Origin of the sequence: Nonomuraea purpurea (genome assembly GCF_042650645.1) — a bacterium.
Classification (GTDB): domain Bacteria; phylum Actinomycetota; class Actinomycetes; order Streptosporangiales; family Streptosporangiaceae; genus Nonomuraea; species Nonomuraea purpurea.
On sequence record NZ_JBHSBI010000059.1, the window covers coordinates 1 to 21141 of the forward strand.

24 protein-coding genes, 1 tRNA gene and 1 pseudogene are annotated in these 21141 nt (G+C 66.9%); 11 read left to right on the plus strand and 15 right to left on the minus strand.

The window, feature by feature from the left end:
* Window positions 1-94: 94 nt before the first annotated feature.
* From ACFOY2_RS53770 to ACFOY2_RS53785, 4 genes are all read right to left on the minus strand, one after another.
* On the minus strand, window positions 95-574 hold the full coding sequence (locus ACFOY2_RS53770) for a hypothetical protein (protein ID WP_379535955.1): 480 nt from the start codon (window positions 572-574) through the stop codon (window positions 95-97).
* Window positions 575-1206: 632 nt separating this feature from the next.
* Window positions 1207-1635, minus strand: coding sequence for an RICIN domain-containing protein (locus tag ACFOY2_RS53775; protein WP_379535956.1), 429 nt, complete (start codon window positions 1633-1635; stop codon window positions 1207-1209).
* Window positions 1636-1904: 269 nt separating this feature from the next.
* The gene (locus ACFOY2_RS53780; protein ID WP_379535957.1) at window positions 1905-2597 is read right to left on the minus strand and encodes a DUF4386 domain-containing protein; all 693 of its coding nucleotides are present in this window, start codon (window positions 2595-2597) and stop codon (window positions 1905-1907) included.
* Window positions 2598-2707: 110 nt separating this feature from the next.
* Window positions 2708-3082 (minus strand): nitroreductase family deazaflavin-dependent oxidoreductase, encoded by a 375-nt coding sequence (locus tag ACFOY2_RS53785; RefSeq protein ID WP_379535958.1) that lies wholly within the window; start codon window positions 3080-3082, stop codon window positions 2708-2710.
* Window positions 3083-3271: 189 nt separating this feature from the next.
* On the opposite strand from ACFOY2_RS53785, the gene ACFOY2_RS53790 reads away from it, so the two are divergent.
* Window positions 3272-3886 (plus strand): TetR/AcrR family transcriptional regulator, encoded by a 615-nt coding sequence (locus tag ACFOY2_RS53790; protein WP_379535959.1) that lies wholly within the window; start codon window positions 3272-3274, stop codon window positions 3884-3886.
* Between the two features lie 70 nt (window positions 3887-3956).
* Here ACFOY2_RS53790 and ACFOY2_RS53795 read toward each other — a convergent pair whose 3' ends face one another.
* The 6 genes from ACFOY2_RS53795 to ACFOY2_RS53820 all read right to left on the minus strand — a co-directional run bounded on the left by ACFOY2_RS53795 (window position 3957) and on the right by ACFOY2_RS53820 (window position 10175).
* Entirely contained in the window at window positions 3957-4313 is a 357-nt protein-coding gene (locus ACFOY2_RS53795; protein WP_379535960.1) for a hypothetical protein, read from the minus strand.
* Window positions 4314-4354: 41 nt separating this feature from the next.
* On the minus strand, window positions 4355-5158 hold the full coding sequence (locus tag ACFOY2_RS53800) for an SAM-dependent methyltransferase (protein ID WP_379535961.1): 804 nt from the start codon (window positions 5156-5158) through the stop codon (window positions 4355-4357).
* Between the two features lie 138 nt (window positions 5159-5296).
* Window positions 5297-8416 carry an AfsR/SARP family transcriptional regulator gene (locus ACFOY2_RS53805; RefSeq protein ID WP_379535962.1) on the minus strand — a complete coding sequence of 1040 codons (3120 nt, stop codon included), beginning with the start codon at window positions 8414-8416 and terminating at the stop codon, window positions 5297-5299.
* Window positions 8417-8723: 307 nt separating this feature from the next.
* Complete coding sequence (locus ACFOY2_RS53810) at window positions 8724-9146, minus strand: hypothetical protein (RefSeq protein WP_379535963.1); 423 nt, start codon at window positions 9144-9146, stop codon at window positions 8724-8726.
* 120 nt (window positions 9147-9266) lie between these two features.
* Window positions 9267-9635 carry a hypothetical protein gene (locus tag ACFOY2_RS53815; protein ID WP_379535964.1) on the minus strand — a complete coding sequence of 123 codons (369 nt, stop codon included), beginning with the start codon at window positions 9633-9635 and terminating at the stop codon, window positions 9267-9269.
* Between the two features lie 231 nt (window positions 9636-9866).
* On the minus strand, window positions 9867-10175 hold the full coding sequence (locus ACFOY2_RS53820; protein ID WP_379535965.1) for a hypothetical protein: 309 nt from the start codon (window positions 10173-10175) through the stop codon (window positions 9867-9869).
* Between the two features lie 183 nt (window positions 10176-10358).
* Here ACFOY2_RS53820 and ACFOY2_RS53825 point away from each other — a divergent pair, with 183 nt between their 5' ends.
* The 3 genes from ACFOY2_RS53825 to ACFOY2_RS53835 are packed head-to-tail and all read left to right on the plus strand — an operon-like array spanning window position 10359 to window position 11707.
* Window positions 10359-10709, plus strand: a complete 351-nt coding sequence (locus ACFOY2_RS53825; RefSeq protein WP_379535966.1) for a hypothetical protein — start codon at window positions 10359-10361, stop codon at window positions 10707-10709.
* A 30-nt stretch (window positions 10710-10739) separates the two neighbouring features.
* Complete coding sequence (locus ACFOY2_RS53830) at window positions 10740-11318, plus strand: hypothetical protein (RefSeq protein ID WP_379535967.1); 579 nt, start codon at window positions 10740-10742, stop codon at window positions 11316-11318.
* Between the two features lie 26 nt (window positions 11319-11344).
* Complete coding sequence (locus ACFOY2_RS53835; protein ID WP_379535968.1) at window positions 11345-11707, plus strand: hypothetical protein; 363 nt, start codon at window positions 11345-11347, stop codon at window positions 11705-11707.
* Between the two features lie 112 nt (window positions 11708-11819).
* On the opposite strand, the gene ACFOY2_RS53840 is transcribed toward ACFOY2_RS53835, so the two are convergent.
* Window positions 11820-11893, minus strand: a tRNA-Pro gene (locus tag ACFOY2_RS53840).
* A 112-nt stretch (window positions 11894-12005) separates the two neighbouring features.
* On the opposite strand from ACFOY2_RS53840, the gene ACFOY2_RS53845 reads away from it, so the two are divergent.
* Together ACFOY2_RS53845 and ACFOY2_RS53850 are read left to right on the plus strand one after the other, a co-directional pair.
* A complete protein-coding gene (locus ACFOY2_RS53845; RefSeq protein WP_379535969.1) occupies window positions 12006-12146 on the plus strand; it encodes a hypothetical protein in 141 nt (46 codons plus the stop codon).
* On the plus strand, window positions 12143-12358 hold the full coding sequence (locus ACFOY2_RS53850; protein WP_379535970.1) for an STAS domain-containing protein: 216 nt from the start codon (window positions 12143-12145) through the stop codon (window positions 12356-12358). Before ACFOY2_RS53845 ends, ACFOY2_RS53850 begins: the two co-directional genes overlap by 4 nt.
* Window positions 12359-13000: 642 nt before the next feature.
* Here ACFOY2_RS53850 and ACFOY2_RS53855 read toward each other — a convergent pair.
* Both ACFOY2_RS53855 and ACFOY2_RS53860 read right to left on the minus strand, forming a co-directional pair.
* Window positions 13001-13393, minus strand: a complete 393-nt coding sequence (locus ACFOY2_RS53855; protein WP_379535971.1) for a hypothetical protein — start codon at window positions 13391-13393, stop codon at window positions 13001-13003.
* Window positions 13394-13872: 479 nt separating this feature from the next.
* Entirely contained in the window at window positions 13873-14487 is a 615-nt protein-coding gene (locus ACFOY2_RS53860; protein WP_379535972.1) for a DUF6461 domain-containing protein, read from the minus strand.
* 447 nt (window positions 14488-14934) lie between these two features.
* On the opposite strand from ACFOY2_RS53860, the gene ACFOY2_RS53865 reads away from it, so the two are divergent.
* The 3 genes from ACFOY2_RS53865 to ACFOY2_RS53875 all read left to right on the plus strand — a co-directional run bounded on the left by ACFOY2_RS53865 (window position 14935) and on the right by ACFOY2_RS53875 (window position 16841).
* Entirely contained in the window at window positions 14935-15468 is a 534-nt protein-coding gene (locus tag ACFOY2_RS53865) for a DUF5994 family protein (RefSeq protein ID WP_379535973.1), read from the plus strand.
* 119 nt (window positions 15469-15587) lie between these two features.
* A complete protein-coding gene (locus ACFOY2_RS53870; protein ID WP_379535974.1) occupies window positions 15588-15911 on the plus strand; it encodes an STAS domain-containing protein in 324 nt (107 codons plus the stop codon).
* Window positions 15912-16637: 726 nt separating this feature from the next.
* Window positions 16638-16841: a hypothetical protein gene (locus ACFOY2_RS53875; RefSeq protein ID WP_379535975.1), complete on the plus strand. Its 204-nt coding sequence runs from the start codon at window positions 16638-16640 to the stop codon at window positions 16839-16841.
* Between the two features lie 331 nt (window positions 16842-17172).
* On the opposite strand, the gene ACFOY2_RS53880 is transcribed toward ACFOY2_RS53875, so the two are convergent.
* Complete coding sequence (locus tag ACFOY2_RS53880) at window positions 17173-17883, minus strand: DoxX family protein (RefSeq protein ID WP_379535976.1); 711 nt, start codon at window positions 17881-17883, stop codon at window positions 17173-17175.
* Between the two features lie 94 nt (window positions 17884-17977).
* Window positions 17978-19171 carry an NAD(P)/FAD-dependent oxidoreductase gene (locus tag ACFOY2_RS53885; protein ID WP_379535977.1) on the minus strand — a complete coding sequence of 398 codons (1194 nt, stop codon included), beginning with the start codon at window positions 19169-19171 and terminating at the stop codon, window positions 17978-17980.
* A gap of 315 nt (window positions 19172-19486) precedes the next feature.
* Here ACFOY2_RS53885 and sigJ point away from each other — a divergent pair, with 315 nt between their 5' ends.
* Window positions 19487-20431 carry an RNA polymerase sigma factor SigJ gene (gene sigJ, locus ACFOY2_RS53890; protein ID WP_379535978.1) on the plus strand — a complete coding sequence of 315 codons (945 nt, stop codon included), beginning with the start codon at window positions 19487-19489 and terminating at the stop codon, window positions 20429-20431.
* 229 nt (window positions 20432-20660) lie between these two features.
* Window positions 20661-21141, plus strand: a pseudogene (locus tag ACFOY2_RS53895) (cytochrome P450); the annotation flags it as partial.

A 21141-nucleotide genomic window follows, 5' to 3' on the forward strand; every position in this document is an offset into this window, starting at 1 on the left:
CCCGACAGCTACCTGGCAGGCCTGCACCTACGCGGAGCCGTCATGTGGATCCGAAGCCTCCGACCAGTCTGAAGATCCGAACTTCGTACACGCTCTAGTTGAAGCAGTCCTGCCGGTAGAGCGCGATGCCATACTCGGTGACCTTGCCGCGCGTGACACCGAAGGTGTAATAGGCCTTCTTGTTGGCGGAGACCGCGGTCGCATAGTAGCCGTGGACGTCTTTCCTGATGTGCGGGTAGGCCGCCTTCAGCTGCTTGGCGGTGGAGCCGATTTCGATACCTTCCGGGGTCTTCATGCCCTTCGCGGCGAAGACGGCGGCCAGTCCCACGTTCGGCGAGATGTAGATACCCACCGAGTCCTTGGGGGTCGGGAACTTTCGCAGGTCCCAGCCGGAGCAGCCACCGTTGCTGGGCATCTTCCTGACGACGTCCCCCGTCGCATTGGCCTGCTTGGCGGTCATGCCGAGCTTGACGGCACCGTAACCGTAGGGACCCAGCGTCGGCTTCGTCTGGGCGTTTGCCGCGGTGGCGCCGGAGACCAGCAGCGAGCCGGCGAGGAGCGAGGCCCCGATCATCGTCTTCATCATGTTCTGTTTGACCGCGAAGCGCCGTCAAAAGTTCTGAGTGGACGCGGCGAACTCCACGCCCCGAGTTCCCAGCGAGCGGACGCGAGGCTGGGGCAGCTGCCGGCATTGCTGTGTCGAAACCGGGAGGTGAGGGTGTGTGGATCCCGACGACGCTGTGAATCACGAAGGCGTGGGCTTGCCTACCCTTGCCCTTGGTCCGCTGGTCCGCGAGCGCGTGCTGCTCAAATAGCTCGGATGAGAGAAGCACCGAATACGCTGGGCGATGATCTTCCAGCTCATTTGAGGCACACAGGCGCATTGCGGCTGACCTACCCGGAGGCGAGCTTGCCACGCTTGCCGAGCCCGCACCTGCCGATAATGTCATCCGCCCAGGTCATGGCCTTGGGCCGTACCGTCGCCTGACGTGCGTGATCTCCGGCCGTCAGGGAGAGGACGCGAGTGCGGCATGATGTTCGGCCGTGCTCTTTCGCCTGGCCTATCTCGCCGTCACGAGCGCGTTTGCCGCGCTGCGGTTGCTGCCGTTGGGAGACCGTGACAAGGACGTCGAAGCGAACGGCCTCGTCGTATCTGCCGAGGTCCCACGCCTAAACCTAGGGGATCAGGCCGGAACAAACGCCCCCTTATGCCTCTTCGAAGTGCCAGACGTAGCTGTCGTCCTCGCGTTTCGACACGACCTGCGAAGGGCCCTGCGGGAGGCACAAACGGTCCCCGTGTTCGTCGTCCGTGATACGCCACAGGTAGAGGTCATCGTCAGTGCGAAGTGCGCTCCCCAGGTCGCCAGACTCGGGACAAAGGAAGCGGCCACTCGCGACGTTCTGAAGCGTCCACCGGCGGCCGGGGCCCTCCCGATCCAACACCCACTTCTGATTATCGCCGCCGTTGCGCCCCCACGCTCTGACCCAATTGTTACCGAGGTTCTCATCCAGGCACGTGCCGGTGTTCACGTTCACCAGCACATAGACACACCCTGCTTGAACCATGTAGATGTCCTTTCCGAACCACAGGTCGGGGCGAGGCAGCCGAGCAGAATCGGCCGCAAACCCCACCATGTCAGAGGCATGTTGATCAAGCTAGGGTCTGGCTGTCATCACTGAGGCGGCCTGGAGCCCGGAGGCGGACCGGCCAACCGGCTACCGCAGCGCTTCCGGCAAGCTGCTGCCCGAGGGTGGCCGGCGGGGCGGGCGAGGGAACAATGGCGCCTTGGTGGGCGGCAAGCTCGAAGTGCCTCACGTGCTACGGGATGAGATGCTCCCTGGGGCAACGTCTCGCGAGTGGTGGAATCCGCAGCCCGTCGCAACAAGGTGGGACGGCCCGCGCATCAGCCGCGCCGGTGGGCTGTGGTTGATGCATTCGTAGCGAAGCCTCTTGTCATCAACCACACGGCGAAGACAAAGCTCTGCAGGCCCAGTGGCGCATTCATGGCCAGGTAGAGTGGCGTGACCACATCAGTTAGGCGAAGCAGCACCAAGAAGCTCGCCGATATAGCTGCTCCGATTCCCAGAAATCCCCACCCGGATAGCCATCGAGGGACAGATCTCGACCGCCATAGAATGCGGAACAACAGGAGATCTCCGAGGCTCAGCGAGATGATCAATGCGACGTGATTGACCAGGTCGCGCGCCGTCCGCAGCAACTCGCCCAAGACCTCGAGGCCGGATGCGTCCGAAGCTCCGGCCTGGGTGAATCTATGGCCCAGCACAAGAAACAAGGGCAGGAGAATCACGCCTATGAAGTGGAACGTCGCTGCGATGAGCCTGAACCCAAGGAAACCCAGACTGAGCGCTTCGTTCTCCGTCCTCAATGTCGGATAAAGGTACAGCGCGAACCCGACATAGGCGGGGATCATCATGAACTGAGCAACTGCGCCGACGATGACCTGGCTCTCGTGTGCGGAAATGAGCGCGAGATAGCGTGGCTCCTCGAGAGCGGGAACGATGCTCAGCACACCGGCGATCATGCCTACGATGACCAGTGTGCCCGCAATTGCGGTTGCCCGCCTGTTTGTATGCACAATGCTTGTCCTGTAATTGTCGTGGTGGCGGAGTGCGTCGGCGCCGGATCGGCGAGCCGGTTCAGGCTCCCCGACGCGCAGGACGGGGACTGCCGGGGCGGCGGCCAGGGTCAGCCTGCGACCAGGTCCATGCGGAGGAACTCGGTGATGCGGAGCAGCTTCGGTGGGCGTGCCACCTCATCGGGGAGGGCCTGGAACGCCTCGTCCTTACCGACAAGGCGCGGGGCGGTGAGTTCCACCTCTCTCCCGTCGACCCGGAGTCGCGCACCTCTGGCCGCCAGGACGTTCTGCACCCAATCGGAGCGCGATCCATACACCAGAACGAACAGGTAACCGCCGTCTACGGGATGCGCATCGAGCGGCGTGCGGTACGTAGCGCCAGAAATGCGACCGATGTGAATCAGCACCGGCCACCTCCCGCCGGTTATCGCGCGGGGGTTGAACACCCTCTTGTTCACGTGCCCCCACCACCTCGGCATCGGCATCGAAATCTCCTTCTCTCGCCCCGGCGGGGCGCGTCACAGGTCAGGTGCTGGCTGACGCGAACCTGGATAGCCTTACACCGGTAAGGCAACTTACGTGTGTAAGGTTGGCTTACGCTCGTAAGGCTGTCAACCCGCCCACACCCCGGAGTCGTCGTGCCACCACCACCACAACCGCTCAGCAGAGGCCTCGTGCTGGAAGCCGCGATCCGGGTCGCGGATCGCGGCGGCGTGGAGGCGATCACGATGCGCCGGGTGGCGCAGGAACTGGGCGTGGAGGCGATGTCGCTCTACCACCACGTGCCGAACAAAGACGCGATCCTCGACGGCGTGGTCGACATGGTGTTCGCGGCGATCAAGCTACCCGGTGCCGAAGGCGATGATTGGCGCGATGCGATCCGTACACGTGCCTTCTCCGCACGTATGGTCCTGTCGCAGCACAGTTGGGCTCTCGGCCTCATGGACTCCCGTCGCGATCCGGGACCGGCGACGCTGCGCCACCACAACGCCGTCCTGGGCGTCCTCCGGGAGGCGGGGTTCACGCTGCCGATGGCCGCGCACGCCGTCTCGCTCATCGACAGCTACGTCTCCGGGTTCGTCTTGCAGGAGGCGAACCTGCCGGTGACGACGCCGGACGATGTCGAGGAAGTGGCCGGCGGCATCCTCCGGCATCTGCCGGTGGAGGAGTTGCCGTACCTCACCGAGATGATCCGCGACCACGCCCTGAGGCCGGGCTACGACTACACCAGCGAGTTCAGCTACGGCCTGGACTTGATCTTGGATGCGCTCGAAGCTCGCCGAATGTGAAATAGCCCGCTCGGGTTCGTGCGATGAGCCCCAAAGTAGCTTTGTGTAACGACAGCTACAGTTCGTGTTCTCAGAAATGAGGAACAAGGCCATCGTCTTGCACTTCGCCGAGTTCGCCGCCAAGGCGGGCCATCAGGTGCGACGCGAGCCACCCCGCACCGGCGCCACCGTCACCAACCCGCCACCCGCCTCCCTGGCCTGCCATGGCGCTGCCTGGGTGTCGGCCAGGATGGCTTTGGGTGGAGTTGCTCGCGGGCCCAGGCAAACCACACCTCCCGAACCATTCAGCCGAGCAGGGCCATCGCCGGGTCTCACAGAAACCGTCGTCGTTGATCACGCCGACCGACTGCTCGGACACTTCGTACCCGGGCAGGTCCACCACGTACATCAGCTCGGGAGCCGCGCCCTGCCGCCGGGCCAGGTCCATGGCCGCCTGGCTCAGTTCGGTGCCCCGGCGTGACGACACGATCAGGGCTTGTGGGCGATGCCGCCGAACATGAGGCGCTGGCCCACGGTCAGCTCCTCGGGGACGTCCGCCTCCGGACGCCACAACGGCAGCGGCACGACGCCCGGCTCCACCAGCTCGAACCCCTGGAAGAAGTCGGTGATCTCCGCGACGGTGCGGAACCTGCCGGTGCCGAGGAGCGCGAGGTACTGCTTCTCCGCGTCCCGGGACTCCTGGCTCGAGTCGCAGAAGTGGGTGATGAAGAGGTAGCTGCCCGGCGGGACAGCGGCCATGTACGCCTCGACGATCCCCTGCGGGTCCTCGTCGTCGTGCAGGTGGTGCAGGATGCCGACGAGCATCACGCCGACCGGGCGGTCGAAGTCGATGAGCTGCTTGACGGCCTCGTCGCCGAGGATCGCCACCGGGTCGCGCAGGTCCGAGGTGACCACCGCGGTGCGCTCGTTCTCGGCCAGGAACGCCCTGCCGTGGGCCAGCACCATCGGGTCGTTGTCGACGTAGACCACGCGGGCCTCCGGGTTCGCGCGCTGCGCGACCTGGTGGGTGTTCTCCACGGTCGGCAGCCCCGAGCCGAGGTCGATGAACTGCGTGATGCCCTGGTCGATCATGAAACGGACGCCGCGGTCCAGGATCTGGCGGTTGTAGGCAGCCACGTCGTAGATCTCCGGGATGACCTTGACGATCTCCGCGACGAACGCGCGATCGACCTCGAAGTTGTCCTTGCCGTGCAGGACGACGTCATAGGCCCTGGCGATGCTGGGCCTGGTCGTGTCGATCGCACTCTTCCACTCATCCGACTTCTCGCCCACAGGTGCCCTTCCTCGCGGAGCCGATCATCAGGATCATAGGGCGGATCCGGCCCGACAAATGCGCTTATCGCAGCATTATCGCCAGCCGTCTGCTTCGCCGCGCGCCAGAAGTGATCTCCGTTAGTCCGTAGTCGCCCTTCACATGAGCCGGGCGTCCAGCGTTCGCACGCCGTCCTCGTGCGAGATCCCCCGGAACAGCTCGCGAGCCTCTTCCCAGACGGTCCTGGCCGCGCGATGGTCGCACGCGGCGTCGTACGCGTCGCCCAGGGCGCGGAGCGTCCGCGCCAGGTAGGGGATCGAGCCGCGGGTCCGCCACACCCGGACGGAGCGTTCGAGGGTGGCGATGGCGGCGGGCAGGTCCCCCTCGGCCAGGTCCAGCTGCCCGAGAACGCTGAGCGCGTCGGCGAGATAATGGCCGAAGTCGCCGTCCTCGCTGTTGGCCAGTGTCAGTTCGGCGGTCGCCCTGGCCTGCTCAGCGTCCCCGGCCGCGACGAACAGCTTCGAGAGGTAGAGCAGCGAGAACGTCTCCAGATAGCGGTAGTTCAACCGCCGCGCCATCCCCAAGGAGCTCTCCAGCAGTTCCTGGCCGCCCGCGAGGTCACCGCTGAACAGTTTCGCCGCGCCGAGGAACTGGGTGACGGTCGTGGTGTAGTGCGGGTTGCCGAGCGCCTCGGCGACCTTCATCGCCTGCTCCAGGACCTTGTGCGCCCTGTGAGGGTCGTCCTCGCCGTAGATGATCGCCATCACGTGATAGGCCCGCGCCTGGCCGCCGAGGTAGTCCGCGCCGGCGGCCGTGCGCAGAGCCTGCTCCGCCAGGGCGAGCGCCTGCGCGCCACCGTTCCCGTCGGCCGTCATACTCCAGGCCAGGGTCGCCAGGGCGTCGGCCATGCCGATCGGATCCTTCAGCAGGGTGAACAGATCGAGGAGCTGCGAGGCGCCGGCCCGCATCCGGGTCATCGCCGCTCCGGGGCCCGCCGGCCGGTTCCAGGTGGTGACGTCCAGGAGGCCGCGCGTCAGCACGGCCTCGCCGCGTTGGTCGCCGGTCTCGCGGCAGAGCGCGAGCGCCTGTTCGTGCATGCGCTGCCAGCCGTCGTACAGGCCGCGCATGTTGAGGTAGGTCTCGGTGGACCCCGCGAGGTCCCAGGCGAGCGTGGTCAGGCGCGCCTCGCACGCCTGGGAGACCCCCGCCATCAGCGCCGCGTGCTCCGCGCCGAACCAGGCCATCGGGTCGGCCAGCAGCGGGCCTGATACCGCGGGGGGCAGCCGCCAGCGCGGCGCGGCGCTGTGCATGAGCGCGTAGCAGGGGCCGGGGACGTGCTCCGCCGCGACCTCCGCCAGCGCCAGCCACGCGCCGAGTGCCCGCTGGAGCGCGGCCTGGCGCTCGGGCTCGGTCTCCTCGTGCTGCGCCCGCTCACGGGCGTACAACCGGATCAGGTCATGGAAGCGGTACCTGAGCCTGCCCGTCTCGTCGGTTCCTGTGAGGTTCAGCAGATGGGCGTCGACCAGGGTTTCGATCTCGCGTTCCGCCTGCCGTACCGGCACGTCCAGGAGGGCTGCCACCGCCCAGGAGGCGAAGTCGGGCGCGTCGAGCAGCCCGGCCAGCCGGAAGGCCCGCCGCGCGTTCGCGGGCAGCATCCGGTAGCTCATCTCGAATCCCGCGCGGATGTCGAGGTCCCCCGCCACGAGCTCGTCGAGCCGGTGCCGTTCCTCCCCGAGGACGCCGGCGAGGTGGGCCAGGCTCCACTGCCTTCTGCCGAGGAGCCTGGCCGCCGAGATGCGGACCGCGAGCGGGACCCGGCCGCACAGCCGGGTGATCTCCAGCGCCGCTTTCGGGTCGTCCTGGACGCGTTCGTCGCCGACGATCCTGCTCAGCAGGTCGATGGCCTGGCCCGACGGCAGGACGTCGAGCTCCAGCAGGCTCGCGCCCTCGAGCCCGACCAGCCGGACCCGCCCGGTGAGGAGCACGGCCGTGCCCGGGGCTCCGGGCAGGAGCGGCCGCACCTGCTTCTCCCCGGCGACGTTGTCGAGCAGGATGAGCATCCTGCGCCCGGCCAGGCAGCTCCGGTACAGCGCCACGCGTTCTTCCAGGGATTCGGGTATGCCCGTGGGGCTGACGCCCAGCGCGAACAGGAACCGGCTGAGCACGTCCTCCGGGCGGGCCGGGTCCGCGGAGGCGCCGCGCAGGTCCGCGTAGAGCTGGCCGTCGGGAAAGCGATCCGCGATCCGGTGCGCGACGTGCACGGCGAGCGTGGTCTTGCCCAGGCCGCCCAGACCCGCGACGCCGGCCATGGCGACGGTGCCCGGCCGCGGCCGGGTGAGGACCTCGGTGAGATCGGCCACCTCGCCGTCCCTGCCCGTGAAATCCGCGATGTCCGGCGGCAGCTCGGCGGGGGTCGGGGCCGCTGGAGGCCCATGTGCGAGCACGGCACGCCGCGGTACCTCGTCCGGCTCATCCGGCGGGCCGGCGGCGAGGTCACCGTGAGCCGGCGGGTACGGGCCCGGCTGCGGCGAGGAGCCCGTGACCGCCGGCCTGACGCGCGGAACCGGATCGAGCGAGGGATCCTGGGTGAGCATGCGCTGATGCATGTCATGCAGCTCTTCGGCCGGGTCCAGGCCGGTCTCCTCGATCAGGATCCGGCGGGCCCGCGCGTATTCGGCGAGCGCGTCCGCCCGTCGGCCACAGCGGTACAACGCCAGCATCAGCTGCGCGCGCAGCCGCTCCCGCAGCGGGTGCTCCCTGGTGAGCGCGGTCAGCTCGCCCAGCAGCTCCGCGTGGCGTCCCAGCCGCAGGTCCACGGCGATCCGCGACTGCAGGACCGACAGGCGGACCTCGTCCAGCCGCGCGGCCTCCACGGCCAGCATCGGGACATCGGTCATGCCGGCGAACGCGGGCCCGCGCCAGAGACTCAGCGCCTCGTGCAGGCGGTGGGTCGCCTCCTCCGGCTCACCGGCGGCCTCCACCGCCTGACCTGAGCCGGCCAGGCTCTCGAACTTCGCCGCATCCAGCTCGTCCCCGGCCACCGGCACCAGATAGCCGGAGCCCTGCCGTACGACGCGAGCCGGGTCGCCCAGCTGCCGCCGGAGCCGGTGGACGTAGGTCTGCAGATTCTTGCCGGCGCTCTTCGGCGGGGAGCCCCCCCACAGAGCCGCGGCCAGCTGATCCTCCGAGACAGGGTTGCCCGCCTGGCACAGCAGAACCGCGAACAGCACCTGCGCCTTGGGTGTGCCGAGATCGAGCTGGGCACCCTCTCGCCACACCGCCAGTGGACCTAATATCCCAAATTTCATCGTGCTCCCTTGGCTGGACGCACTGTAAACCGGGACGGCCTCTTTTCAGTGGTTAACCGGGCGAAGAAACGGTTGCGAACCGCTCTTGCCCGGCCCTGTGACGGTAGAGCGGCGTGGACGGTGGGTGGCGCCGCGTCGTGACCTCCCCTGAGCGGGGGAGCGGGCAGGCCGCCTGGCGGGCCAGGTCATCGGGGGCTGAGGGGAAGTGCGCCGAAAACACGGCACCCGAGTTCAGATGATGCCGGGCTCGGGTGCCGTGGCCCGCACGAGGAGCCGGTCAGTGAAACTCGTCCGACGATCTGCAGGTCATGAACGCGTCCAGAGCCAGGCCCCCGGTCAGGACGCCTGCCACATACCCGCATCCTGCTATGTAGTTACCTCGCCTGGCGATCGCGGCGAAGACCGCTCCGGAGAACAACTGCCTGCCAGTGGGATTGGAGATCCGTGGGTGGACGGTACACCTGATGGCGTTGTCACAGGTCTTCATCTGGCGCACGCTCCGCAAGGGAATGGTGTGGCGAGTGACGTCCGCCGAGACGATGATGCGGCTCTGGACCCGGCTGCATACGACGACGTACGAGGCGACGACGGCAGAGCCGCTCGTGGTGATGCCGGAGACCTGTCCGCGGCAGCTGTCGCGATTGGCGGCCTGTGCCGGCAGCGCTCCGGCGAACATGGATCCTGCGGCGACCGTGGTCACGAGGGCGACCTTCATGGTTCTGTTCATGGAAACCTTTGCGATCGGGACGTGCGAGATGGCGCCTCTTCGTGGATCGAGACGAGAACTGCGATCGATGGTGGAAAGGGCCCGGTCTGAGGGTCAGGTCCCGAACTGGAACGTTCCGCGCAGGACGGTGTCTCGCCCGCTCCAGTAGCTCTCGTAGTCGGCCCGGTAGGTGATGTCCTCAAAGGCAGTGATCACCGCACAGGTGGCTTCCGGGTGCCGGACATTGTCATCTCGGATGACAATGGGCTTTCCGATCACACCAGGGCGGGTCAGGGTCACCTCCACCCAGGCCGTTCCCGTGGTGTCATCCGCTCGGACGCACAACTCGTTGGTGGGGTCGGCGTAGCGGACTATTCCGTCTCCGACATCCCGCTGAAAGCTCGCCGCCATGGCCGGTTGCGCGAGGATGACGCTCGCCACGGCGGCGGCGACGCCGACGGTGATGGTTCTGATCGGGCTCATCGTTCCTCCTTCTTTTGGAACGGAGATCAGCCCTTCGGAGCGCCTGGTGTCGGGATGGCTTCTGACGAGGCTCAGTTCCCTTCGGCGCGAGCGATCCCCAGGGCCGGGGGACTCACCGGAGTGATCGTGGCACGCGTCGGTAGCACCGTGGAATACGCGGGGAATATGCCTGGTCACCCGGCGGAGGCGGCCCTCCTGGATCACGGAGGGCCCCCTTCGGCGGAGTGCGGGTCAATACCGCGTGGTCACCTTGAACTGCCAGATCCCGGGACCATTGTTGACCTCGTAGAACAAGCACGGGCCCGGCGTGGTCCACGACGACTTGTACCTGGGTCGCGTTAGTACGCAGGCGTTGTACGCATTGAACGGTCCGACCCAGTAGTAGCCCGCTTGTGCCTGGGCGGCGGAGGTGACCGCACCGGTTGCCGCCCCCGCGTGTGCGGGGCCGGCGAAGGTGAGCGCACCGATCGCCGCCGTTGCGACCGCGAGAGCCATCAGTCCGGTGCGGCGCGGACCGGACCGAGGAATGACCATCATCATTGCCTCCACTGTGTCGAGGTTTCTCGCGGAAGAGCAAAGCACCCGGCGGTACACGGCGGGAATACTCGGGCCGTGTACCAGAAATGTGCCGCCAGTATGTCGGCCGGATTCATAATCAGGACGCGACGGAGCCTATTTCACCTCGTCGTCCGAAAGGAACCAGTGAAACTCAGATCCGGTCTCATGGCGATCGTGGTCGCCGGTGCGGCGATAGGCGTGGTCCCCGGTGCCGCGTACGCCGATCACTACGTGACGTACAAGAACAGTTCGGCCAGGTCAGGAACCCTCTACCTGCACGCGTCGATGGGCCCCAGGAGCGGCGGCCGAACCAGCATCAGCGGCGGCGTCTTCCGTGTGTACGCGAACACCTATAACGGTGCGGAGGGCGGCTTGTACGCCAGCTCCAACAGCGTGAGCGGAACCGTCGTGCTCAGTCACCCGCGTTACGGCTATGGCCGCAGCGGCTGTAAATGGGTTCTCCCAGGCTCAAGCGGCAGCAAGACCTTGAAATGCCAATCGCGCATTGCCTCCTAGTCGCGACAGCGGTGAAGAAAGGGTTTCGTCATGAGAAAATCGTTCAGCCTGGTGGCTGCCGTCGGCGTCGCGGCTACCGCGATCGGCCTTTCCCTCGTCGCCGCGGCGCAGGCCGGCACTGCGACCTCGGCGGGCGCGGCCGAGCACATGTCGCTGATGTCCCAGAAGCAGACTGCGGCGGATCACCTGCCCGAGTTCATCTCCGCCGGGACCGAGGTCGGTGAACTGGTCGCCCCGGCCACGACCCGGCGGCTCGGTTCTTCCGGCGCCGGCACGTACTGGTCCGGGACCGACGCCAACGGTGAGCTCTGCCTGATCACGGTCATCGGCGACACGGCGGCCGACTTCGTCGCCGGCGCCTCATGTGCGCCGCCGTCCGATTTCCCCGCCAAGGGGGTGGGCCTGCAGGTGGCCGGCCCGCCCGGCGCCAGTGAGGCCTATCTGCTGCCGGATGGCGTGCCCGCCGCTCAACTGGGCGAGGGGTACACCGTGGTCTCACCCAACCTGGTGCTGTCCGACCCCGCCGCGGAGCCGAGCGAACCTCGAAGCGTCACCGGCACGCGCGGGACCTTCACCCTCTCCGACCTGACCCCCACCCCGGCGCAATGACGGTCTCCGAGACAAGGAGTCAGGCCATGCCCATCCACAAGAGGCCCCTGTACGTCCTTCTTGCCCTCCTCGCGTCGCTTCCGGTGTTCGTCGCCACGACCGGGACCGCGCACGCCGCTCTGATCACGTATTGCAATCGGGACATCGCCCAGGGCAGGCAATGCGGTAGCGCTTCCTACCTGTCGATCACGGGAGGCACTGTCGAGTCCGGGACATGGACGACTGTGCACATCTATTCCGACTCGAACCTCACGAACGCGTCGTACAGCTCGAAGGGCACTAATGGGCACACCACGATGACGCATCCACGGCTCAGCCCGGCGTACAGCACCTGCAAGTGGACCGGCATCAAGGGAACCGTGCCCATCAAATGCAAGTACCGCAACTAGTGGTGCGGAACCGCTCGCGACCCGGCAGAACGTCCGGCCGGCGTGGCTCCCCGTTCGGCTCCCAAAAATGAAAAAGGGGTGCCAGAGAACCTCTGGCACCCCTTCTGACCATTCGGGACGACAGGATTTGAACCTGCGACCCCTTGACCCCCAGTCAAGTGCGCTACCAAGCTGCGCTACGTCCCGGTCACGTCGGCCGCCCCTTACGGGGCGAGACGACATAACTTCAGCGGACCGGCGAACGCTTGGCACAGCTACGGTGCCGGCTCCGGGGCGATGATCCACGTCCGGAGACATCGTGGCCCGGCTGACGTTGGCCTGTGAACACCTGTCCGGCGGCACGCTGGTGTTCGTGGGCGGCGAGGTCGACGCTCGCAACGCCGCCCGGTTGAAGGTCCACCTCGACCAGGTGCGCCGCCGGCGGGGCGAGCCGCTGTGAGCGAGCTGACCTTCCTGGACAGCCACGGGTTGAGCGCCCTGGTGCGCGCGCACGCCGTCGCTGAACGGCACGGTGGTGGCCTGCATGTGGCCGCCTTGCGTGCCGTGCCCGCCCGTCTGCTGGAAGTCACCGGCGTCTCGCGGCGCCTGCACTGGTATCCCAGCGTGGAGCACGCCCTGGCTGCCATCCACGAAACTGCCGCCCTGCCGTAGCGTTGGGTAAAGTTCCAGGCGTTGGAGAGCGGCTGCGCCGGCCTCGTCGACTTCTGGCAGGGCTCCTCGTGCGGCTCGCATGGCGCGTTGAATCTGATGAGGAAGCCGTGTGCTCTCCGCAGTCGCGATCGACTGCAGGAGTGCGTGGGAGGCTGCGGCCTTGTCGCCCGTGGCGCGGAAGACTTCTGCGACGGTGACGCGTTCGATGGTCTGCCATTGCGGCGCGACGCTGGTCGCGTCTGGTGTGTCCGCTTCTGCGAGACGTGTTGCCTCCTGGAGACGGCCGGTGGCGAGCAAGCCACGGAGGTGGACTTCTCGTAGAACGAAGGGGTTGACCAGTGGTGTGCCATGGTGGGTGTCCACGAAGCGTTGCAGGTCGATGATGGTGGTGTCGAAGTACTCGATGTTGCCGAGTTCGGCGAGTTCGCCCTGTATCGGCTTCACCGACGATAATCGTCACAACGCCTGCCGCCACCAAGAGCATCACGACCGGACGCTCCATCACCCCCGCTGGAAAAGGATTCAAGCACACCTGAGAAGGCGTCTTCAGGGGTGTCTGTCGCCCTCTGGCCAGCCTCAAACGATGACCAGCGTGGTGATCGTTTGAGGCTGGGGGCGGGCTATGGGGCGGTGACTGGCAGGTCAGTCGGTTCCGATGCTGACTCTGTATGTGGGGCCGAAGTTGTAGGTGTTGAAGGTGCCGCTGGTCGCGCCGACCTTCAGATCGACGGTGTCGCCGGCGTGGTCCCTGTACCCGTAGGCGTGGATGGGGACTGGCGTGTCAGCGCACCAGTGTCTGTGGATCGTCCCGGCGCCGTGTGTGGCGCCGATGTCCAGCCGGACGGACTGGTGCGTCAAGGTGCCGTGGTGGCAGTAGGCGTCGAGTTCGCCCTGGACGATGTACCCGTTGGGGCCTTGGGAGGTGACGGTTCCGTTGAAGCGGACGTCGTACTGGATGTTGCCCCAGCCGTCCTGGTCCATGTACTGGACCTGGATGGGGACGGTGGCGGCGCTTGCCGGTGTCGCGGTGGACATCGTCAGCAGAGCCGGGCCGAGGATCGCGCCGGCCAGTGCCGCGCGCCGTGATCGGCGTGCGCCCGCTTGCCTGACAAGCCCGACCCGCGGCCCGCCGACACAAGCGCTGATGCCAAGCGGTGTGTGAACCCGGCCGAAGGCGGCTTGACCGCTGCTTGGACGGGTCTGCGATCAAGTCGGGCGTGTCCCGCTCGCCAACGCTTCCATCAGGGGCCTTCTGTTAGGTGTTGTGCGGGTCTAGCTTTACGGTTCGACCTGAGCGCCGCCGTGGCACTGTATCGGGTCCGATTGGCGATCCAGAGCCCTCTCGATGCGCTCCTCAGTGGATTCACCTTCGTCCACCAGACGGTCGCCGTCGCCTTGCCGTCGGCGTCCTTCTTATCGCCTTGGCCGTGTCCTTTTCCCTTTCATGGAATCGCCTCCAGATTCCGGCTCGCTGACGGTACGTGTGGCCGGAACGACTGCGGGTCGCCGATGGATCAGGAGGCGGGTTGGACGCGTGAGTGCTGCGCCTGGAACCAGTCGGTGGCGATGTCGGTTTCCGTGAGGCGCCCGATCAGCGCCAAGGCTGAGCTGATGCTCTCGTCTATCTCCACGAGATCGTCCGGGTTGTCGGCTTCGGTGATGATCTGGAAGCGCAGCCCGTCCATCAGGTGATCGAGCGCGTGCGGGTCGTCGCCGTACCGCTCAGGTGGCGAAGAGGGGTCGAAGGAGACGATCATGCGCCCGTCGCGGGCGTAAATGAAGGAGATGTTGTAGTTGATGTCCATGCTGAAGCCGAGGGCCTCACGGCCGCCTTCGGCGACGGAGCGCACGACTTCGCGGTCGGCCTGCGCCGGTACGATGCCGATCCAGCCGTTGGCTTCGCCCACCCAGCGAGATCCATCGTCGATGGCGTGGTCGAGGATCTCGCTCAGGTGACACGGGGTACGGGTGGCGAGGTCCATGCCGAAGGTTCGGGCGAGGGTGTCGAGGTCCGCGCCCTTGACCCAGATGGCGGTGAAACCCAGTGCCCACAGGTCCATGTCGCTGTCGAGCCCCTCGGTGAAGAGGGTGGACACCAGAAGGTCGTACAGGTAGGTCCGTGACTGCATGGCCGCCTCTCCGAGGAAGGGGGTATCCCGCGGGACGCCCCTCCCCGTCCAGGGTGCCGCCGTCGGCTTGGTCGGCCAGCCAGGCTAGGTAACCGCGCAGCCGGGAGGCGTACTTGGTTTTGGTGGAGTCGGCCAAGACGGCGGCGTGGGGGGCGGGATGGCCCGCGATTGGTGTGTGTTTCCGGAAGCTGTTCCGGCTGGTTCCGTGATCTCTGAGGGCGCGTTTCCGGAGGCCACCTACTCGGCCTGCTTCCGGAATTATAGAATTCCGGAAGCACGAGATAGTGTGAAAACACCGAGGTCTTTTCGTGCGTTGGCATTCAGGTCTGCGTCGCCCCCGGCGAATCACTCACCGTGGCCCTCCGTTCGGAGGCCTGGACAGGTCAGACGACCATGATGCCGACACTTCTGTCTCAACCCGCACCGCTCGGCTCAGCCTCGTCCGCGATGCCTCGGGTCGATTCGGCACTACGGCTCAGTCTCCACCCGGTGCTGGATCGGCGAGCCGTGGTGAACGGGGCCTGGTGGCCCTACTCCCGCGACGCGGCCGCCGAACTACCCGATCTCATCGCCGCCGTCGATCAGCGGCTGGGGCGGACCACGCTGCTGGTAGGCGTGCACCGGGACGCATGGCGGCGTATCCCACACCGGATCCCGGCACGTGGGCGGACGGTCCGCATCGGAGGGTTCCGGCATGCCGATCCTCACGTGATCGTTCTGTTCTTCGCCTCCGACGAGCCGCTCGCCCTGCTGATCATTCCGCCGGACACCGCCGCCGGCCCTGCCGAGGCCGCGCTCAAGCTCACCGCCCAGAACACCGCCGACCTGACTGACGATGCCATCTTCGCCCTCGCGCACCTGCCGTCCGATCCCGCTCTCCGCGCGACAGCCGACAGCGTGGCCCGCTGGGAGAGCGAGAGCGGCTCGGTCAGCGGGCAGAAGGCGCGGTACCCCGCCAGACGGCCATCAGCCCCGGCGTAACCCGCGTACCGTCCGTCGGCCTGATCGAGCCGGTTCAGCCATGGCAGTCCCGGCGGCGGGTCAGCTTTCAGCCGGAGGGCATCTCATCTCATTTCAGCTTCTCCAACAGGGAGACTTCCATGATCGCCATCGACACCGCGCCACTCGGCGGGGCCGACCTATCAAAGCCGACCACCGTCCACCTGTCGGGCGAGATTGACATCTTCACCAGTGCAGCGCTCCGCCGGGAACTGATGAGCACGCTGCACTACAGCACGAGCCTGCTCATCCTCGACCTGTCGCAGGTGTCGTTCTGCGACGCCGGCGGCTTGGCCGTCCTGGTCGGCATCCAGCACCGCGCCCGGCCGATGGGCATCACCGTGGCCCTGACTGCGCCCCGCCCCTTCATGTCCCGGCTGCTGCGCATCACTGGCCTGGGCCGCGGCCTGCCGATGGTGGCGTGACCGGGGGGTGCGCACCGAGTGGGGCTCAAGAACTCGATTCAGCGCCCTCGTCTATCGGGTTGAGGCCGCCAATCGGCTGGTGCCGGTCATCTGGGATCATGCTTCGTGATCTTGTCCGCGGTGTCGGACACCGGCAGCCAGCGCGGCCTTCGGCGGAGAGCAGGGACGGATCAGTGTGGTGGTGGGGCGACGGCGACCGGGCAGGGAACCTCGGATAACGCGGTCTGGGTGACGCTCCCAGCAGGGTGCCTGTTCGTGAACTGAGCCCGTGGCATTCCAGGACGAGCAACGTCGCGCCCGATGTCCAGCCGGTCGGGCCAGTGCACGTCGCTTGCCCAGCCCAGTCGCTCGAACAGGCGGATCACACCGGCGGACGGGTCGATCTGACCGCGTTGCGGGCCGTGGTGCGCAGCTGGGTTCGCTGTGGTGAGCGTTGTGCCGGCCCTCGCCGAAGGACAGCAGGGCCGGCGGCCACAGGTTGGTGGATCGGTCGTGGCAGCAGGTCTTGATCGGTCTGCTGCCGATGAGGTGGCCTTCAGAACGCCGGGAAGGAGAAGGTGTTTGCGGTGCTTGGGCTCGTGAGGGCTACGAATTTTGCCGGTCAAGCGAAGATTTGGACTACTTTGCGATGACTCGAGGATGGGTTTAGTTGAAGCAGCAGCCGCACTCGTGTGACGGTTTTAGGGGGGCACGAAGTGATCGCTACTCTGCGAAAGAAGGTCACTGATGAGCTTGACAAAGTTCCCGCTTACCCTGCGTGTCACCGTGAGCGGAGCGACTCCGGACGAGATCAGAGAGAATGCCAGGGCTCAGGCCCTCAGCTTCTTCGGTCTGGACGCCGAACTGGACGTCATCAGCGCGGAGGCTGAGTCGGAGGAAGAGCACCACGACCGCTACCGCGCGATTGTGGTCTTCCGGCGGATTGCCTGACGACCTTGACATAGTCGCAGCCGACCCCTGCCGGGGAGGCCAGCCAGCGGAGTGCGCGAGGTGATCATCTGTGTCAGCAGGCTGGTGTTCTCATGCCGGACCACCTGCGGGCCGAGTTTGTCGATGCCCGAGGCCGACCAGCTGATCGCCCCGGCCTAGGGCGCTGCCACTAGGCGCCGTCATCAAGGTCTGCGGCTCGATCTATCCGTTGATCATCTCTTCCGCTCCTTAGGGTGAGGCTGCCATTCGCAGATGCGTGCGACGCGTTTCGTGCGCCCACAACGGTGCCGCGGAACCATGTGCCGGCGAGACGTCGAGACCTTCAAGTCCGCTACTCGTTGATCCAGCCGAGCTCAACCGCCCACCCGTGCGTCATGGCTTCGGCCGCGGGCAGCGTGAGGAACGAAACGGCATACAGAACGACGAGGAGCCCGATCGGAACGGCCCAAGCGCGAGGACGAGTTTGCGGCGGACCGGCCCCATCCTGTCCAGCGTCGGCAAGGCGGTCCCGACGGAGCCGCGTCTCCAGGAGTCGACGGTCGGCAGGCCTCAGCGCCCACGACGCGATGGCGCACGTCCCGAATACCAGCGGCACCCCCCACGTCTGAAGACCGTCGCCGACTATCAGATGCGACGCCACGGCACTCGACCACAGGAAAAAGGCACCCGCGTACGCCCATTCCTTGATCAGCGGGAGCCTGGGCGCGATGATCGCGATGGCCGCACCGGCCTGCCACACGCCTAGAATATAGGCGAAGAAGTGCGGGTACCCCAGGTGGCGCAACTGGACTTCCACCCATTCGATCGGCACAAGGTTCCACACCGATCCAGCAGTCAACTCGGCGACGATGACCAACGTGGTGGCCCAAAAGGCGATGGGGCGGACCCGGCTCCAGTTCCAGCCGCTTCGTGCGACGGTGGCCGACTTCACGTCCGTCGCGTGCCGGAACGTTTTGGTTGTTTGATTTTTCATCTCAGCCTCCGCGTCTTCTTGCGTTGTGAGCGACTTCGGTTCGAAGTCGCAGGTGGCGGTGGATTCCACAATGGAGTGGCCGGCCGGGGCCGAGGGCCGCTAAACGCGACTTTCATTCGCATGCTCGTCAACCCCGTGAACCGTCCGGCATGCTCGCCGGTGGTCACGGGGACGTGACCCCTCGCGGAGCAGAGGCCAGCTGCTCGGGACGCGGGCCGCCCTTGAGCCAGGAGCTGGAACCCGGCTTGCGGGCCTCGCGGCGGATCCTCGACACCCCGAGTTTGCAGGTCGCCTCCTTGATCGCCGCGGCCATGCGCCCGGTGATGCAGAGATTCACCGCGGTGTCGTCTTTGCGGGAGAGCTGTCGTATGCCGGCACGCCGGCCGAGGCTGACGCACGACCCCGTGAAGGCCTGGTTGATCACCGCCGGTTCGGTTCCCGCGATGCGGCTCAGCACGGTGTTGGCGGCCTGCGCCCCGAGCGGTTGTGCGGCCTGGCAGCTCATCCGCAGCGGTCGGCCCGACGGTGCGGCGGCGTCGCCGGCCGCGATGATGCGGCCGTCGTCGACGCTGGTCAACGTCTCATCGGTGAGCAGGCGGCCGAGCTCGTCGGTGCACAGCCCACTCGCGGCCGCCAGTTCCGGTACGCCGAAACCGGTCGTCCAGATGGTGAGTGCGCTCGCACGCACCGCAGCGCTGGCAAAGACGACCGTATCCGGCCGAACCTCGGTCACCACCTCGGCCTCAAGCACGGCGACACCGTGCCGGGACAGCCATGTGGCCACGGATCGGCGAGCGGAGGCACTCAGTGACGGTGCGAGGGTTCGGCCACACACCAGTGTGACTGTGCGTCCTTGTTCGGCCAGCTCGGCGGCCGTCTCGATGCCGGTCAATCCGCCGCCGACCACGGTGATCGGGGCATCGAACGGCAATTTCCCCAGCCTGGCGCGCAGCCGCTGTGCGGATTCGAGTTCAGCGATGTCGAAGGCGAATTCGGCCGCGCCGGGCACCGATGACGGTATCGCCGCGGTGCTGCCGGCCGCGTAGATGACGTAGTCGTAGTCCAGCGCGCGGCCCGACGCCAGCCGCACTGCGCGGGCGGCGGTGTCGATGCGCGTGGCGCTGTCGACCACTAACTGGATGCCCTCACCAAGCAGCGTGCCGTAGTCCACCGTGGCCTCGCCGGTTTCGGCCACGAACTGGTGCAGCCGGATTCGTTCGACGAACTCCGGGCGGGGATTGACGAGCATGACGTCGACGTCGGCGCGCATCCGCAGATGGTTGGCCGCGAGCGTACCGGCGTAACCGCCACCGATGACGACGACCTTGCTGGGTGAGTGGTATTCGGACGTGGACATGGCGAGACCTTTCCTTCTCAACTTCAGCGGTTCTTGAGGCTTTGCGACCTGGCGGAGTTGGTCTTCCATCACGATGTGGCCGCCGCGGGGGCGATCACGTGGTCCGCCGCGGGTTCTCGACGGCGATCCGCATACCTGCCGGGGGGTAGCTTCCTGCGTGCTGGATGGTGTCTCGCTAGTCCGACAAGACAGCACCGCGGAATGTGAGGCGACATGTGAGGCGACGCACCAACCTCACATTTCACCGCGCTGTCTTGTCGAACCAGTGAGAGCAGACCAGAACCAACGGAGTCAGTGCACGATGGCCAGGACACCATGACCACCCCATCCGAGCCGAGAGGCGGCCGGCTCGATCCGGGCCCGGCCGCGATCACGGGCGAGCGGCGGCAGCTGATCAATCTCGCGTACCGGCTCCTCGGTTCCCTGGCCGACGCCGAGGATGTCGTCCAAGAGGCCTACGCCCGCTGGTACGCCATGTCCCGGCAGCAGCAGGACGCCATCGCATCCCCCGGCGCCTGGTTGACCACGGTCGTCGGCCGCCTCTGTCTCAACGTGCTCGCCTCGGCACGGGCCCGGCGCGAGACCTACGTGGGCGAGTGGATCCCCGAGCCGCTGCCCGAACCTACTGAGTGGAACGCCGGGCGGGCGGACGGCGTCACCGTGGATCCGGCCGATCGGGTCACCCTGGATGAGTCGGTCAACATGGCCTTCCTCGTCGTGCTCGAGTCGATGACCCCGGCCGAGCGCGTCGCGTTCGTCCTGCACGATGTCTTCCGGTATTCCTTCGCCGAAGTGGCCGAGATCGTCGGCCGTACCCCGGCGGCCTGTCGCCAGCTGGCCTCCTCGGCCCGCCGTCGCATCCGTGTCGCGCAGGCGCCTGCGACTCCGGCGGCCCGGCAGGCCTGGATCGTCAGGGACTTCAAGCAGGCGTGGGAGGCCAAGGACATCGACGCTCTCCTCGCCCTGCTCGACCCCGACGCCACGGCGATCGCCGACGGCGGCGGCGTCGTCGGCGCCGTGCTCCGCCCGGTCGAAGGCGCCGAGCAGATCGTGCGCTCCCTGGTCCAGCTCGAGGGCAGGCTCCGCCACCTGACGTTCCTGGAGCGTACGGTCAACGGCTGGCCTGGCCTGATCGCCCAGCAGGACGGCGTCACCGTGTCGGTGTACGCGTTCGAGGTCGCAGGCGACCGGATCAAGCGCATCTGGGCGGTACGCAACCCCGACAAGCTCCGGCCGTGGACGGTGGGACCGCGGCACTAGGAACAGCGAGTTGCGCCCAGGGGATGGAAGATGATCTTAGCTAGCACGGAACACGCTCAGATTCGAGTGCGCCTTGCCCGAGGTCAAAGGGTTTCGCCGGTGCCCCCACCCGCGATGGACAGGTAGCGCCGCAGGCCGGTGATACCACATCAGACGCCAAACGTCAGCCGCCTCACACCTGCCCGGCGGCGCAGAGACGCTCACGCACGACGACGATATGGATGGACAGATGACGGCGAAAGCGCTTGAATTGCCGCTGCACATGCGGCGGAACGGGCTCAACCCGGTCGAGGAACTGGCCCGGGCACGCGACAGCGAGGGCGTGGTGCGGGTGGAGACACCGTTCGGCCTGCCCGCGTACCTGGTCTGCCGCCACGAGGACGTTCGCCAGGTGCTGGCGGATCCGGCCCGGTTCAGCAGCGCCCTGACACCGTTCCCGGGATCCGAGCAGATGAACGCCGACGAACTGGCCAAGATGCAGGCCGGCCAACTGATCGGATTCGACCCGCCCGAGCACACACGGTTGCGCCGGATGCTCACCCCGGAGTTCACCGTACGGCGGATGCGCAGGCTCGAGCCGCGGATCACCGAGATCGTCCAGACAGCTCTGGACGATCTGGAGCGGGCCGGCAAGCCGGCCGACCTGGTGGAGCACTTCGCGCTGCCGGTGCCGTCGCTGGTGATCTGCGAGCTGCTGGGCGTGCCGCAGA